Raw genomic sequence first — 14,314 nt, 5'->3', positions numbered from 1 at the left:
CGTTTTTCCTACAAAAACTTTACGCTAGCCGCTAAGATAATGCTTTACATCAATTCCGCAGCCTACATAACGCCAAAATATCACTTTGCATCTTTCCTGTAATTGTGAGAAGTGTGCAACATTTTCTGTAAAGCTATATACTTTTCATATAACATAAGCTATAATTAAGTTAGGGACATTGAGTTTCCGGGTCTATAAAGGTTTTATTTTGCGAAAGGAGCGATGCACAATGACAGTAAAATTTTTAAAATGCAGTATTTGCGGTAATATTGTCGGCCTGATTCACGACGGCGGCGGTGAGCTTGTCTGCTGCGGCAAGCCCATGCAGGAGCTTGTTGCCAACACTGAAGACGCAGCGCAGGAAAAGCATGTGCCCGTAATTACCGTTGACGGCAGCACTGTGCGTGTAGCTGTAGGCAGCGTGGAGCATCCCATGATTGAAAAGCACTACATCCAATGGATTTATCTGCAGACAACTCATGGCGGTCAGCGCTATATCTTAAAGCCCGGTGACAAGCCGGAGGCTGTTTTCGCTCTTGCCGAGGGTGCAGCTCCGCTCGCTGCTTATGCTTATTGCAATCTGCACGGATTGTGGGCGGCAAAGCTGTAACAGTTGATGCCTTACATTCATAAAACACTTCTTTTCTCAGTATCGGAGTCCCGACCGATAATGGTCAGGGGCTCCGATGCTTTTTTATTACTCAAAAAGCTAAAAAATAAAACCGGCCTCCGACAGCTATATGTAATAGCATATCAGAGACCGGTTAAATTACAAAAACAATCACGCCAGGCTTATGGTCTTAAGCCCCAAAGGCTGTTAAAAAGCACAGCGAGAGAATTATTTTTCTACCCACAGGCCTTTTTCGTCTTTTTTGTAGCCAGCAAATTCGATTGCCAACGCAGCCATAACCTTGGTTGCGTCCTTGATCTGTACGTTCAGCTCTTCTGCGCGGATGAAATCATCGTGGCACATTTCGCTGGGGTTTTTGCTGGTGAGCAAAACGTATTCGTTCTGCATTTCTACAAGTGCTTTTGCTTCTGCATTAAATTGTTCCATTAGACTAATCTCCTTAGTTTTTATTATTGTACGATAACGCTCAGGTCACCTACAGCATGGGTAATATCCTTAACTGCTGCCAAGAGTGCCAGACGGTTGTTCTTCACGCGAACGTCCTCGTCCATAACCATAACGTCTTCGAAGAATTTGTTAATCGGGTCAACCAGCTTAACTGCTTCAGCCATAACTGCAGCATAGTCATACTTGGTTGCTGCAACCAGCACTTCCTTGCTGGCTGCCATAGCAGCATTGTGCAGAGCGCCTTCAGCTTCAACTGCAAAGAGCTGCGGGTTGATTGCAGATTCTTCTTCAATCTTCTTGCACAGGTTAGCAACACGGGTTGCAGCCTGAATCAGTGCCGGAGCCTCTGCGGAAGCAACAAAGCTGTTCAGAGCCTTAGCACGGGCAACAAGATCGGTGAAATCGTCGTTCATCTGGTCAGCCAGAACTGCGTCAACTACGTCATAACGGATGCCCTGATCCATCAGCATATTGCGCAGGCGCTGTTTCATGAACTCAGCAATCTGCGGTACGAGCTTTTTGGTGTCCTCTGCCGGGATGTTCAGCAGGTACAGAGCGCCGGCGATAACCTTGTACAGGGATACATGGTAGTTGCCGTCCAGTAAAATGTTGATGATGCCCAGAGCCTGACGGCGCAGTGCGTACGGATCCTGAGAGCCGGTCGGAGCCAGACCGCGGCTGAAGGTAGCGCAGATGTTGTCCAGTTTATCGGCAATACCGGTCAGACGGCCGATATCGGTAGTCGGCAGCTCGTCACCGGCAAAGCGCGGCAGATAATGCTCGTAAATACCCAGTGCAACCTCAGGAGCTTCACCGTCGAGCTTAGCATATTCGCGGCCCATAACGCCCTGCAGCTCGGTGAATTCGATAACCATGCCGGTTACCAGGTCGCATTTGCACAGCAGAGCGGTGCGCTCCAGCTTTTCTTTATCAACCTTGGCATTGATAGCCATAGCCAGCATATCAACAGCCTGTACCAGACGTTTGCTCTTATCGTTCATATTGCCCAGGCCTTCCTGGAAGGAAACAGTTTTGAGTTTTTCCAGACGGTCAGCCAAAGTTTGTTTTCTGTCTTCGTTGAAGAAGAATTCAGCGTCGCTCAGACGTGCACGCAGTACGCGCTCGTTACCGTGAGCAACAATTTCCAAATGCTCCTTGCCGCCGTTGCGGACGGTGATGAACTTGTTCAGCAGGGAGCCGTCCTCTGCCAGTACCGGGAAGTAACGCTGATGCTCTCGCATCGGGGTGATGATGCATTCCTTCGGCAGAGCAAGGAATTTTTCTTCGAATTTGCCGCACAGAGCAGTCGGCCATTCTACCAGATAGTTTACTTCCTCCAGCAGGTCTTCATTGATTTCTGCATGACCGCCTTCGGCAATTGCCAGGTCAGTAACCTGTTGACGAATCAGCTCACGGCGAGCGTTCTGGTCAACCATTACATAGTTGTCATACATAACCTTTTCATAGGAATCAGCATCAGGGATTTCTACAGCGCCGATGGTGCCGATAGCAGCGGAAGCTACAGCGTTCTTAGCCTTACTCTTTACAGTGTCGAACAGAGCCTTGGCAGCATCGCCGATAGACTCATGAGCTTTAGCGTTATCCAGTGCGGAAGGACGCAGGAAGCGGTGACCGCGGCTGAATTTGCCGGATTTTACGCCGGTAATTTCAACAGGGATAACTTCATCGCCGAACAGTGCAACCAGCCAACGAATCGGACGGACGAATTTAAATTCATGATCTGCCCAACGCATGTTTTTCGGGAAGTTCAGGCTGGTGAGGATATCAGTCAGCAGGCCCGGCAGCAAATCCTTAACCGGTTGGCCTGCCAGATGCTTAACAGCATATACATAATCATCGCGAACAACGAGCTCTTTTACGTCAACTCCTTGGCCGCGAGCAAAGCCGATAGCTGCTTTAGAGGGAGCGCCGCTTACGAAAGCGATTTTTGCGGAAGGACCTTTAGCCTCAACAGTGCTGTCCTCCTGAGCCTCGGCAACGCCGCTGGCAATGAAGGTCATACGACGGGGAGTGCCATAGGTTTTAACTGCTTCGAAGGGAATGCGCAGCTCAGTCATTTTCTTTTCTGTCAAATCCTTTAATTGTGCCAGAATGGCAGGCATAAATTTCGCAGGAATCTCTTCTGTACCGATTTCAAAAAGTAATTTTTCCATTATTTATTCTCCCCTTTCTTGAGCAGCGGGAAGCCCATTTCTTCACGTTGTGCTACATAAGCCTTTGCACACAGGCGGGCCATCGCACGTACACGGCCGATGTAGGCAGTACGTTCACTTACGCTGATTGCTCCGCGGGAATCCAGCAGGTTGAATGCATGGGAGCATTTCAGAACGTAATCATAAGCAGGACGGATATAACCAAGCTCAATAACGCGCTTAGCTTCTGCTTCATATTTGTCGAACAGGTCAAACAGCAGCGCGGTGTCTGCTACCTGGAAGTTGTAGAAGGATTGCTCTACCTCGTTGGTGTGGAAAACGTCACCGTAGGTAATGTCGCCAACCCATTGGATATCGAATACGTTTTCTACGCCCTGGATGTACATAGCCAGACGCTCCAGGCCGTACGTGATTTCAACGGTAACAGGCTTAACGTCAATGCTGCCTACCTGTTGGAAGTAGGTGAACTGGGTGATTTCCATACCATCCAGCCAAACCTCCCAGCCAAGGCCCCAAGCGCCCAAAGTTGGAGATTCCCAGTTATCCTCTACAAAGCGGATATCATGGTCCTCCTGATGAATGCCGAGCTCAGCCAGGCTCTGCAGATACAGCTCCTGAATGTTTTCCGGAGAGGGCTTAACGATAACCTGGAACTGATGATGCTGGAACAGACGGTTTGGGTTATCACCGTAACGGCCGTCAGCCGGGCGGCGGGAAGGCTCTACGTAAGCCACACGCCAGGGCTCAGGTCCGAGTACGCGTAAAAAGGTAGACGGGTTCATTGTGCCTGCGCCTTTTTCGATGTCATAGGGCTGTGCCATAATGCAGTTTTGGCCTGCCCAGAATTTTTGCAGCTTCAAAATAATTGTCTGAAAATCCATGTTTTACCTCCTATATTTGTTACAAAGACGGCAATGGCAGCAGCTTGGTCCGAAAAACAAAAAGCACCCGCGTCCCCGTAACTTAAATGTTACAGGGACGGAGTGCATACAGCTCGGACTCCGCGGTTCCACCCTGCTTGACTGCAAAAAATGCAGCCCGCCTCAATCAATATACTTTTACAGCTCCAAAGTGCCTTCATCCGCCTTTGCCGCCTTGCACTGTCACGGCTCGCTGAGGTTGCAGACTACTACTCTTCTTCTTAGCTTAACTGTTAGTATATAAAATGCAGCGCTTTTTGTCAAGTGCGGCAAATAATTTTGTAAATAACGCTCACAAAAATGTATCAGCTTTCACCATAACAAAATGCCCCCACACGAACGCGCAGAGGCATTATTGCTTCAAGTTGTCAGGTTAATATAAATTAAGCGGCTATTATTTCTTTTCGATGAGCTTCAGCGGAGCAGAAATCTTAGCTTCTACTTTTTCGCCTTTAGCAGCTTTAACAGCTACTTCCAGACCTTGCTGGCCCATGATTTCCGGCTGTTGAGCGATAGTAGCGCTCATAGCGCCGCTTTCTACAGCCTTTACGCCGTCAGCAGTGCCGTCAAAGCCAACGATGAAGATTTGCTTGCCAGCACTCTTAGCAGCTTCGATTGCACCCAAAGCCATTTCGTCATTCTGAGCGAAAATAGCTTTGATGTCCGGGTTAGCCTGCAGCATGTTTTCTGCTACAGTCAGGCCCTTGCTGCGGTCAAATTCAGCAGTCTGTTTAGCAACAACGGTCAGCTTGCTGTCAGCCAGCTTGTGGAAGCCTTCGCCGCGTTCACGGGAAGCGCTGGCACCGGGGATACCCTCCAGCTCAGCAACCTTAACCTTTTCGCCCAGCTTTTTGATAATGTAATCAGCAGCCATTTCGCCGCCCTTTACGTTATCGGAAGCAACCAGGCATGCTACATCACCCTGGTTAGCACTGCGGTCGAGGCAGATAACAGGGATGTTAGCCTTGTTGGCAGCCTTTACGGACGTAGAAATTGCATCAGAGTCAACAGGGTTAACCAGCAGAACGCTGATGTTTTGCTGCAGCAGGTCAGCAATATCATTAGCCTGCTTTGCAGGATCGTTCTGAGCGTCAACAACCTTTACAGTTACGCCCAGCTCCTTAGCCTTAGCTTCTACGCCTTTAGCCAGGGAAACGAAGAACGGATTGTTTTGAGTGGATACGGAGAAGCCAACGGTGATTTTCTTGTCGTTGCCTTTTGCAGCATCCTTCTTGTCGCTGCCGCCGCAGCCGACAATCATCATAGCCATTGCTACAATGCAGGTTAATACCAATAAAATTTTTTTCATGTGAGAAAATACCTCCCGGAATTAGAAATTACTATGCAGACAAAAACTTGAATTAAGCAGGCTGCGGCTGAAAAGCACTGGATGGTGCTTTACGTCCGCATCACGCTTAGTTTTTCTTTCTGTCCATCAGCACAGCCAGCAAAATTACTATACCTTTGACAACTTGTTGGTAAAAGCTGGATACGTTTAAGATATTCAGACCATTGTTCAGAGTGCCGATAATCAGCGCACCGATAATGGTACCGAAGATGCGGCCCTTACCGCCGGAAAGACTGGTGCCACCCAATACTACAGCTGCGATAGCATCCAGCTCATAGCCGGTACCGGCAGTAGGCTGAGCACTGTTCAGACGGCTGGTAAGAATAGCGCCTGCCATACCGCAAAGGAAACCTGTTACGGTATAAGCAAATATTTTAATGCGGTTGATTTTGATACCTGCAATGAAGGAAACCTTCTCATTACCGCCGACAGCATAGGTTTTGCGTCCCAGCGGAGTTTTGTGCAGGATGAACCACAAAATGAAAAACATAATCAGCATCATAATAGCAGGAACCGGCAGACCGGCAACATAGCCCTGGCCAAATTCCAGGAATCGGTCATCCTCGGACAGACTGCTGATAGGGTTGCCGTTGGTATATACCAAAGTCAGACCACGGAAAATAGTCATCGTCGCCAAGGTTGCGATAAAGGGCGCCACCTTGCCGTAGGTAATTACCAGGCCGTTGACACTGCCCAGTGCAGCACCGATGAGGCAGGCCAGCACGATACCGAATACAGGATCCATACCGCCCTTGATAAAGCTGCCCATGAGTGCACTGGAAAGCGCCAGAATACTGCCGACGGACAAATCAATACCGCCGGTTAAGATAACAAAGGTCATGCCAAAGGAAATTAAGGCATTGATAGAAACCTGACGCAGCAGGTTTTTCAGGTTGCTGGGATCGATAAAGCTGCTGTTAAGGCAGGAAATGACCACAAACAACACAATAAGTCCGATTATGGAACCGGATTTTTTTAAGATTGCTTTTACATCCATTATTTTTATTGCCCTCCCGTTGCAAGTGTCATGATTTTTTCCTGGTCTGCTTCATCGTGCAGCAGCTCGCCGGCAATGCGGCCTTCGTGGACAACGACGATGCGGTCGCTCATGCCCAATACCTCCGGCAGCTCCGAAGAAACCATAATAATCGAAACGCCACTTGCAGTAAGCTCGTTCATCAGCTCATATATATCGCGTTTTGCACCTACGTCGATACCACGGGTAGGCTCATCCATAATAATGACCTCCGGGTGTCTGCCAACCCATTTGGCAATAACCACCTTCTGCTGGTTACCGCCGGACAACGCACCGGCCTCAAGGTCCAGGCTGCTGGTCTTTACGCCCAGCTTTTTTGCCATTTTATCGGCAAAATCATTAAGAATATTAAAATTGATGACACCGCTTTGGGCAAAGCTGTCAACACTCGGCAGAGCAATGTTACGCAAAATGGAGAAGTCCAGAATCAGGCCCTCTGTTTTGCGGTTTTCGGTTACGAAGCCCAATCCTGCCTTAATAGCATCCTCAGGCTTGGTAATCTTCAAAGGCTCGCCCTTGAAAACCAGCTCGCCGCCTGCATGAGGATCAACGCCGAAAACGGCGCGCATGATTTCGGTACGGCCGCTGCCCATAAGGCCGGCAAAGCCCAAAATCTCGCCCTTGCGCAGGTTAAAGTTAATATCATGGAAAACTCCCGGCTGTTCAAAGTGCTTAACCTCCAGCAGCACCTCGCCCGGCTTATTGCGGCGGTCTGGATAAAATTCCGTAATGGAGCGTCCTACCATATCGCGGACAATCTGCTCCATGCTGTATTCCTTAACAGGCTTGGTTGCAACGGATACGCCGTCACGCATAACGGTAATCGTGTCGCAGTTCTGCGTAACCTCTTCCATACGGTGCGAAATATACACCATTGCTACACCACGTTTTTTCAGGGAGCGCATAACCTCAAAGAGCTTTTCTGTTTCTCTTTCTGTCAGCGCCGCCGTAGGCTCGTCCATAATAACAACCTTGGCATCCAGCAGAAGGTTACGGACGATTTCCGTCATCTGCTGCTGTCCTACCGAGCATTCGCCGGCTTCCATATCCAGTGGCAGCTCAATTTCAATTTCACGGCATTTCTGCTCTGCCATAGCACGCATAGCCTTAAAATCCAGGATACCCATGCCGTTGGTTACGCTGTGCATCAAAAACAGGTTTTCCAGAATGCTCAGGTTCGGCCAGATATTCAGCTCCTGATGGATGAAGGCGATGCCGTAAGCTTCTGCCTCCAGAGGATTTTTGAAGCTGATTTCCTTGCCGTCGACAAAAATCTGTCCCTTATCCTGCTTGTGAATACCCGTCAGGATATTCATCAGTGTTGATTTGCCGGCACCATTTTCACCCATCAGAGCGTGTACCTCACCGCTTTTAAGCTTCAGGTCAACACCCTTGAGCACCTCATTAGAACCAAAGGCCTTATGGATATTTCTTAATTCAATCTCCATACTTTTCCTTATTCCTACCTTACGCTAATTTTTAAAAGAAAACATTGCTGTGCAGAATCACATTGGCAAAAGGAGTAATTTCGCCGGTGCGGATAATGCATTTTGCATGCTTGGTTGCCTCCTTGAAGGCTTCGTGGTCTGCATCGATAATCCACTGCTCTTCAGTGAAAAGCTGCTTCATAGCGCCGTAGACAGCAGGATTTCTGCCTTCCATTTCCGCTGCAATTTCTACCTTTTCGATAACCATATTCTTGGCTACTTCCTCAACAACCTCCAGGAAGGAAGGAGTTCCCGGCTTCAGAGCCAGGTCGATTTTCTGTACGCCTGCAGGTACAGGCAGACCGCAGTCACCGATAACGATAGTGTCGGTGTGGCCCAAATCAGCCAGCACCTTCGCAATAGAGCTGTTCAACATTCCACCCTTTTGCATTACTTAAGCATCTCCTCTACTTCATGTAAATAAGGCATACCGCCCTGTGCTCCCAGCTTTTGCACCGAAAGAGCTGCGGCAGCATTGGCAAAGCTGATGCTTTCCTGCATGGATTTGCCATTTGCACGGGCAACAGCAAAGGCACCGTTAAAGGTGTCGCCTGCACCCGTAGTGTCAACCGGCTTTACCTTAAAGCCGGGAACAGTAATAACCTGTCCCTTTTCTGCATAGGCAACACCCTTGCTGCCCAGCGTCATAATCACCTTGCCCTGGTTCTGATCAAGGATATCCGCCTTGCCCTTACCGGCAAACAATGTTGCTGCCTCGTGCTCGTTGGGAGTCAGATAAGTGATCTTATCCAGCAGAGCCTGCGGCACCGGAGCAACAGGTGCGGGGTTCAGCAGCACAGGTACACCGTGCGCTGCGCATTTTTCGATAACATAAGCGTTAGTAGCGGCAGGAATTTCGTGCTGCAAGAGCACCATGTCTGCCTTGCTGATATCCTCCCACGCTTCATCAATCAGCGACGGGGATACCAGGTCATTGGCAGCCTTGATAACGATAATCGTGTTATCGTCCTCCGCTACAGTAATGTGTGCGGTACCGCTGTTTTCACCCGGCAGCACCTTCACATAGGTGGAATCAACGTTATTTTCCTTTAAAGCCTTCAATACCAGCTGGCCGTACACATCATCACCGATGCAGCCGACCATCATAACATCTGCTCCCAGGCGGGCTGCAGCAACAGCCTGGTTGGCACCCTTGCCGCCGGGAGAAACGGTCAGGCGGTTGCCGAAAATAGTTTCTCCGGGATGCACCCAGCGGTCACATTCAACAGTAATATCAATATTACAGCTACCTACTACGACAATCTTTGACATATTTTCTACCTCCTGTCTTCAGGATTTATATAATTTTTTGTAATAACAATGCGTATTGCCCGTCAATCAGGTTCGGCTGCAGCAAATCCTTAAGGAGTACTGCCTGCTTGCGGCTGGTTTTGGGCATGGTCTGCTGCCAATAGGTGATAGCAAGCTGCAGCAGCCGCAGCAGCTCCTCTCTGGCGCTCTTGTCGTCGGCAGTCAGCTGCCAGAAAAAGCTGTACCATTGGCGAAAGATATCCGCATCATCCAGCATCGCCGAACGCGATACGTTAGCGGTTACATCACGCAGGTGACGCAAAAGCAGCTGCAGAAGCGCTGTCTGCCGCGCAGGTTGTGCCTTCGGCACACGCCGCAGCAGCAGGCGGTACAGAAGCGTCAGCTCCCTGTAAATTCTGCAGGCCTTGTCAAAGCCATCCCAGCGTGCGTACACGACGAAATGCAGCTGCAGCTGCTGCAGGCTCCACGCCCACCGTTGCAGGTCCTGCTGCTTTAAAAGCCAGCGCCCGGCCTCACGCAGCAGAAACGCCGTCTCCTCGCGCCACCGCCTGCGTGCCATACGCGCCGCCAGACTGAGCCATTCGCCCATAAATTCCTGCAGCACTGCAGTATCGCCGGCGTACGTCCGCAGCCAGCACCGCACCAGCAGTGCAAGCATAGGACGCACTTCATCCAGGCGCCTGTCGCACACGGCAAACGTCAGCCGCAGCAGAACGCTGCCGCCCTGATGTGCCAGCTGCGGATTGACCAACAGCTGCTCCAAACGCGGCCTGCTTTCCTGCATCCAAGCCGCAAAAAGCTGCCGTTGCCGGTGGCGTAAGGCCACCAGCAGACAGCAGCTGATTGCTTGTAATGCTTCATTATCTGCTGCTTCAGCAATAATACCCGAAAAAGCTGTGCAGGCGTTTTGTTCTCTGCCGTCACGCAGAGCAATACATGTTTCTAAAATAAGTTCTGTTACCATATTCCTACAGGTTAATATCGCCTTCGTAGACGTCACCGGAAACAGGATCCACCGTTACCAGCAGGCCGTCGGCCAGCTTGGAGGTTGCTTTCTCCACGCCTACGATAACAGGCAGACCGCAGGTTACGGCAACAATAGCGGTGGAGGATGTCAGGCCGCCCTCTTCGGCGATAATCGCTGCTGCCTTGGCAGCAGCCTGCGGTACAAACTCATCGTTCAGCACATCAACTACAAGTATATCGCCCTTTTGGAGCTTGTCCTTGAAATCTGCCGCAGTTCTGCCTACGCAGATACGGCCGGTGACAGTCTTGCTGCCGATACCGGTACCGCTGATAAGTTTGGTACCCACTGTAACCACCTTAATCAGATTTGTACTGCCCGGAGTACCGATAGGCACGCCGGCAGTTATAACAACAGATGCGCCGTCCTTAATCACGGAGTGATGCAAAGCACACTGCAAAGACAGCTCTATCATTTCATCAGTATTTGTGGAGTATGGCCCCAAAAGCGGCAGCACACCCCAATAAAGCTGCATCGCACGCACGCGCTCAGGCAAGCGTGATACAGCAACAACAGTACATTGAGGCTTATATTTGGCAATCATACGCGCCGTAAAGCCTGATTCGGTAATCGTAAGAATAGTATCTGCCTTTATTTCCTGAGAAATCTGCACTGTAGCATGGCTGATGGCATCGGTAGAATGGATGCGCTCGCTGATGCCCTTTTTCTGAAAGATATGAACATAATCAAGCGCATTTTCCGTGCGAACGGCAATCTTAGCCATCGTCTGCACAGCCTCCAGCGGATATTTGCCGCTGGCAGTTTCGCCGCTCAGCATAATAACGTCGCTGCCGTCAAAAATAGAGTTGGCAACGTCGCTGGCCTCGGCACGGGTTGCACGATAGCTGTTAATCATGCTTTCCAACATCTGCGTAGCCGTAATAACAGGCTTGCCCGCCTTGTTGCAGCGCGCGATAATATCCTTCTGTACCAAAGGTACATCCTCGGTAGGTATCTCTACGCCCAGGTCGCCTCTGGCAACCATAATGCCGTCGGATACGCCGATAATTTCATCGATATGCTGCACACCGGCCTCATTCTCGATTTTGGAAATAATCCCGATGGAAGAGCCTGCTTCCTCAAGCACTTTACGGATAGCGATAACATCATCGGCCTTCTGCACGAAGGATGCCGCAATGTAATCCATATCATGCTCGACAGCAAAAAGAATATCTGCCTTGTCCTGCTCCGACAAAAACGGCAGCTTCAGCTCGATACCGGGGCAGGCCACACGTTTGCGCGAGCTCAGCTCACCGCCGTTGACCACCTTGGTATAAATCTTGCAGCCGTCAATGCGCACAACCTTTAAGGAAAGCAGTCCGTCGGCCAGCAGAATATTGCTGCCTATTTCTACCTCCTGCGGCAGACCGGCATAATTGACGTGTGCCATATGGCGGTCGCCCAGATAATCCTCGGTAGTCAGGCAGAAATCATCGCCCTCGTTCAGCTCGATTTTGCTTTCGGCAAACATGCCCAGGCGCATTTCCGGGCCTTTGGTATCTGCAATCGTAGCAATTACCTTACCGGCCTCTTCTGCTGCCCGGCGCACCAGCTGCAGCCTTTTGCTATGATCCTCATGATTGCCGTGCGAAAAGTTGAAGCGTGCCAAATCCATGCCTGCAAGCATCATCTTACGCAACAGCTCTACATTGTCCGTGCTGGGACCTACTGTACAGATAATCTTCGTTTTCTTCATCAGGACTGCGCCTCCTCAGTACTGAAACTTATTCTCACACAAAACCTCATAGGCATCCTCTGCCTCCGAAACCGGCAGGCAGATTTCATAAGCCTTATTATGCTTGCCTCCGGCACTTTTCAGCTGTACCAAAAAGCCGTTTTCCGTCAGCATTTGCTTTATTTTTTGGGCTTGTTCCTCAGTGTGGGCAATATAAATTGTTTTCCACATACTAGAATGCCTCCTGTAAATCAGGTAATTGTATTAAGCCTTGTAAGCTTTGATTTTTTCAATCAGCTTCGGCAGGATTACGTTTACATCACCTACGATGCCATAATTAGCAACGGTGAAAATCGGTGCCTCTGCATCCTTGTTGATAGCGATGATGATATCGCTGTCCTTCATGCCGGACAGATGCTGGATAGCACCGCTGATGCCGCAGGCAAAGTAGATATGCGGAGTAACGGATTTACCGGATTGGCCAACCTGTTGGGAGTGAGTCAGCCAGCCCTCATCAATAGCGGCACGGGTGCCTGCTACTGCGGAATTTTCAAAGAGAGCAGCCAGCTGTTCCAGCACGTCGAAATTTTCCTTGCTGCCGAAGCCGCGGCCGCCTGCTGCGATCATATCAGCTTCATCAATCTTAACAGCGTTTTCGCTGCTCAGAGCTTCTTTTTTAACCAGTTCAACACGGCTTACAGCGCCTGCTTCCGGAGTGAAGGCAATAACCTCACCGGTGCGGTTGTTGTCCATTTCTGCCGGTTTGAATACTTTAGGACGAACGGTACCCATTTGCGGACGGTTAACGTCGCAGATGATGGTAGCGCAGATATTGCCGCCCAGTGCGGGACGAGTCCAGGCAACGAGCTTGTCATCGGTTATATCCAAAGCGGTGCAGTCAGCGCACAGGCCGGTATGCAGACGTGCTGCAACACGCGGAGCCAGGTCACGGCCGTCATCGGTAGCACCGAACATAATGGAAGCCGGATCATATTTCTTTGACAGCTGGCAGATAGCATCGGTATATAACTCGGTATCATAATCTGCGTATTTAGCATCCTCAACAACATAAACAACATCAGCGCCGGCAGCAATCAGCTGCTGCGGCAGTTCGCCGGCAGCAGCGGTCACCAGTACCGCACAGCATTTTTCCTCCAGCTTGGCACACAGCTCTTTGGCAGCGCCCAACAGCTCAAAGGTAACATTCATCAGCTGACCATTTTCCTGTTCAGCAATAACCCACATATTTACACACTCCTATTCGTTATCTTCAGTATCGTCAGTTTCGGCAATAGCTATAGCCTCCATGGGACATTCGCGGATGCAGGCACCGCAGCAGACGCACTGCCGCATATCAATCTGCGCCTTGCCCTCACGCAGCGTCGCAGCGCCCATCGGGCAGACTGCCACACATTCCTCACAGCCACAGCAAAGCTGCCTGTTTACTTTTATCAGCATGGTTCACCTTAGCGGGTAATAACCTCTGCCTTAACCAGCTTTTCAAACAGCATATCTACTGCTGCATCAGCATCTGCTTCGGTAATGATTTCGCCATTGATTTCAGGCGGGGTCGGGGTGAAGGCTTTTTTAACCTTAGTCGGAGAGCCCTTCAGGCCTACGGTTGCAGGATCAATATCCAGGTCAGCAACGGTCAGAGTAGGAATCTGAGCCTTACGAGCTTTCATTTTGCCTTTAATGCTGGCAAAACGCGGCTCTTTTTCGGATTTGGTTACGGTAACCAGCAGCGGTGCAGCACAAGCCAGAGTCAGCTGGTAGTTTTCGTTTTCACGGACAACAACAAATTTACCGTCTTCATAGCTCAGGCTCAGAGCGCCGGTAATCTGAGGAATTCCCAGATGCTCTGCCATTTCCGGGCCAACCTGTGCGGTGTCGCCGTCTACTGCCTGCTTACCGCAGAGCACGAGGTCGAACTCGCCCAGATGTTTTACAGCAGCAGCCAGAGCCAGGCTGGTTGCCAGAGTATCGCTGCCGCCCAGAACACGGTCGCTCAGCAGAACGCCGTCATCAGCGCCCATAGCGATTGCTTCCTTCAGAATATCGGTTGCCTGGGGCAGGCCCATGGTCAGTACAGTTACCTTAGCGCCTTCCTTATCCTTCAGGCACAGTGCTACCTCCAATGCCTGACGGTCATAGGGGTTCATAATATTTTCTACACCCGTACGGTCTAAGGTATTGGTTTCGCGGTTAAATTTTACTTTTGCCGTATCCGGCACTTGTTTTAAACAAACGAGAATATTCATTTGCTGCCTCCTTAAGCTTATTACAGGAGCTGCTGCTCC

Annotated in this window: 15 protein-coding genes; 1 reads left to right on the top strand and 14 read right to left on the bottom strand. The window is 50.2% G+C overall.

The genetic code is table 11. The features are described from left to right. Nucleotides 1–229 precede the first annotated feature (229 nt). Nucleotides 230–610 carry a desulfoferrodoxin gene (locus HMPREF9443_RS09225; RefSeq protein WP_009146336.1) on the top strand — a complete coding sequence of 127 codons (381 nt, stop codon included), beginning with the start codon at nucleotides 230–232 and terminating at the stop codon, nucleotides 608–610. A 228-nt stretch (nucleotides 611–838) separates the two neighbouring features. On the opposite strand, the gene HMPREF9443_RS09220 is transcribed toward HMPREF9443_RS09225, so the two are convergent. The 14 genes from HMPREF9443_RS09220 to HMPREF9443_RS09155 all read right to left on the bottom strand — a co-directional run bounded on the left by HMPREF9443_RS09220 (nucleotide 839) and on the right by HMPREF9443_RS09155 (nucleotide 14,275). Next, nucleotides 839–1,057, bottom strand: coding sequence for a hypothetical protein (locus tag HMPREF9443_RS09220; RefSeq protein ID WP_009146335.1), 219 nt, complete (start codon nucleotides 1,055–1,057; stop codon nucleotides 839–841). 23 nt (nucleotides 1,058–1,080) lie between these two features. Further along, nucleotides 1,081–3,252, bottom strand: coding sequence for a glycine--tRNA ligase subunit beta (gene glyS / locus HMPREF9443_RS09215; protein WP_009146334.1), 2,172 nt, complete (start codon nucleotides 3,250–3,252; stop codon nucleotides 1,081–1,083). Next, nucleotides 3,252–4,133: a glycine--tRNA ligase subunit alpha gene (glyQ, locus tag HMPREF9443_RS09210; protein ID WP_009146333.1), complete on the bottom strand. Its 882-nt coding sequence runs from the start codon at nucleotides 4,131–4,133 to the stop codon at nucleotides 3,252–3,254. Before glyQ ends, glyS begins: the two co-directional genes overlap by 1 nt. A gap of 433 nt (nucleotides 4,134–4,566) precedes the next feature. Further along, complete coding sequence (gene rbsB / locus HMPREF9443_RS09205) at nucleotides 4,567–5,481, bottom strand: ribose ABC transporter substrate-binding protein RbsB (RefSeq protein ID WP_009146332.1); 915 nt, start codon at nucleotides 5,479–5,481, stop codon at nucleotides 4,567–4,569. A 106-nt stretch (nucleotides 5,482–5,587) separates the two neighbouring features. Continuing rightward, nucleotides 5,588–6,517, bottom strand: coding sequence for an ABC transporter permease subunit (locus HMPREF9443_RS09200; protein WP_009146331.1), 930 nt, complete (start codon nucleotides 6,515–6,517; stop codon nucleotides 5,588–5,590). Between the two features lie 5 nt (nucleotides 6,518–6,522). Beyond that, nucleotides 6,523–8,004: a sugar ABC transporter ATP-binding protein gene (locus HMPREF9443_RS09195; RefSeq protein ID WP_009146330.1), complete on the bottom strand. Its 1,482-nt coding sequence runs from the start codon at nucleotides 8,002–8,004 to the stop codon at nucleotides 6,523–6,525. A 31-nt stretch (nucleotides 8,005–8,035) separates the two neighbouring features. After that, a complete protein-coding gene (gene rbsD, locus HMPREF9443_RS09190; RefSeq protein WP_009146329.1) occupies nucleotides 8,036–8,434 on the bottom strand; it encodes a D-ribose pyranase in 399 nt (132 codons plus the stop codon). Then, the gene (rbsK, locus tag HMPREF9443_RS09185; RefSeq protein WP_009146328.1) at nucleotides 8,434–9,315 is read right to left on the bottom strand and encodes a ribokinase; all 882 of its coding nucleotides are present in this window, start codon (nucleotides 9,313–9,315) and stop codon (nucleotides 8,434–8,436) included. Before rbsK ends, rbsD begins: the two co-directional genes overlap by 1 nt. Before the next feature lie 25 nt (nucleotides 9,316–9,340). Then, on the bottom strand, nucleotides 9,341–10,279 hold the full coding sequence (locus HMPREF9443_RS09180) for a hypothetical protein (protein ID WP_009146327.1): 939 nt from the start codon (nucleotides 10,277–10,279) through the stop codon (nucleotides 9,341–9,343). Between the two features lie 4 nt (nucleotides 10,280–10,283). Next, complete coding sequence (gene pyk / locus HMPREF9443_RS09175; protein WP_009146326.1) at nucleotides 10,284–12,035, bottom strand: pyruvate kinase; 1,752 nt, start codon at nucleotides 12,033–12,035, stop codon at nucleotides 10,284–10,286. A gap of 15 nt (nucleotides 12,036–12,050) precedes the next feature. Next, nucleotides 12,051–12,245 (bottom strand): hypothetical protein, encoded by a 195-nt coding sequence (locus HMPREF9443_RS09170; RefSeq protein ID WP_009146325.1) that lies wholly within the window; start codon nucleotides 12,243–12,245, stop codon nucleotides 12,051–12,053. Between the two features lie 33 nt (nucleotides 12,246–12,278). Further along, nucleotides 12,279–13,259, bottom strand: coding sequence for an electron transfer flavoprotein subunit alpha/FixB family protein (locus HMPREF9443_RS09165; RefSeq protein ID WP_009146324.1), 981 nt, complete (start codon nucleotides 13,257–13,259; stop codon nucleotides 12,279–12,281). 12 nt (nucleotides 13,260–13,271) lie between these two features. After that, nucleotides 13,272–13,472 carry a 4Fe-4S dicluster domain-containing protein gene (locus tag HMPREF9443_RS10620; RefSeq protein WP_040565417.1) on the bottom strand — a complete coding sequence of 67 codons (201 nt, stop codon included), beginning with the start codon at nucleotides 13,470–13,472 and terminating at the stop codon, nucleotides 13,272–13,274. An 8-nt stretch (nucleotides 13,473–13,480) separates the two neighbouring features. Continuing rightward, entirely contained in the window at nucleotides 13,481–14,275 is a 795-nt protein-coding gene (locus tag HMPREF9443_RS09155) for an electron transfer flavoprotein subunit beta/FixA family protein (RefSeq protein ID WP_009146322.1), read from the bottom strand. Nucleotides 14,276–14,314 lie beyond the last annotated feature (39 nt).

This window comes from Phascolarctobacterium succinatutens YIT 12067, assembly GCF_000188175.1.
Classification (GTDB): domain Bacteria; phylum Bacillota; class Negativicutes; order Acidaminococcales; family Acidaminococcaceae; genus Phascolarctobacterium_A; species Phascolarctobacterium_A succinatutens.
The sequence above is the reverse complement of the archived record's forward strand: the minus strand, read 5'-3'. Positions and strand labels throughout refer to the sequence as shown.

Excerpts from the sequence above, each read along its gene's own strand:
- HMPREF9443_RS09225 (WP_009146336.1), top strand. The coding sequence starts at position 230 with ATGACAGTAAAATTTTTAAAATGCAGTATTTGCGGTAATATTGTCGGC.
- HMPREF9443_RS09220 (WP_009146335.1), bottom strand. The coding sequence starts at position 1,057 with ATGGAACAATTTAATGCAGAAGCAAAAGCACTTGTAGAAATGCAGAAC.
- glyS (WP_009146334.1), bottom strand. The coding sequence starts at position 3,252 with ATGGAAAAATTACTTTTTGAAATCGGTACAGAAGAGATTCCTGCGAAA.
- glyQ (WP_009146333.1), bottom strand. The coding sequence starts at position 4,133 with ATGGATTTTCAGACAATTATTTTGAAGCTGCAAAAATTCTGGGCAGGC.
- rbsB (WP_009146332.1), bottom strand. The coding sequence starts at position 5,481 with ATGAAAAAAATTTTATTGGTATTAACCTGCATTGTAGCAATGGCTATG.
- HMPREF9443_RS09200 (WP_009146331.1), bottom strand. The coding sequence starts at position 6,517 with ATGGATGTAAAAGCAATCTTAAAAAAATCCGGTTCCATAATCGGACTT.
- HMPREF9443_RS09195 (WP_009146330.1), bottom strand. The coding sequence starts at position 8,004 with ATGGAGATTGAATTAAGAAATATCCATAAGGCCTTTGGTTCTAATGAG.
- rbsD (WP_009146329.1), bottom strand. The coding sequence starts at position 8,434 with ATGCAAAAGGGTGGAATGTTGAACAGCTCTATTGCGAAGGTGCTGGCT.
- rbsK (WP_009146328.1), bottom strand. The coding sequence starts at position 9,315 with ATGTCAAAGATTGTCGTAGTAGGTAGCTGTAATATTGATATTACTGTT.
- HMPREF9443_RS09180 (WP_009146327.1), bottom strand. The coding sequence starts at position 10,279 with ATGGTAACAGAACTTATTTTAGAAACATGTATTGCTCTGCGTGACGGC.
- pyk (WP_009146326.1), bottom strand. The coding sequence starts at position 12,035 with ATGAAGAAAACGAAGATTATCTGTACAGTAGGTCCCAGCACGGACAAT.
- HMPREF9443_RS09170 (WP_009146325.1), bottom strand. The coding sequence starts at position 12,245 with ATGTGGAAAACAATTTATATTGCCCACACTGAGGAACAAGCCCAAAAA.
- HMPREF9443_RS09165 (WP_009146324.1), bottom strand. The coding sequence starts at position 13,259 with ATGTGGGTTATTGCTGAACAGGAAAATGGTCAGCTGATGAATGTTACC.
- HMPREF9443_RS10620 (WP_040565417.1), bottom strand. The coding sequence starts at position 13,472 with ATGCTGATAAAAGTAAACAGGCAGCTTTGCTGTGGCTGTGAGGAATGT.
- HMPREF9443_RS09155 (WP_009146322.1), bottom strand. The coding sequence starts at position 14,275 with ATGAATATTCTCGTTTGTTTAAAACAAGTGCCGGATACGGCAAAAGTA.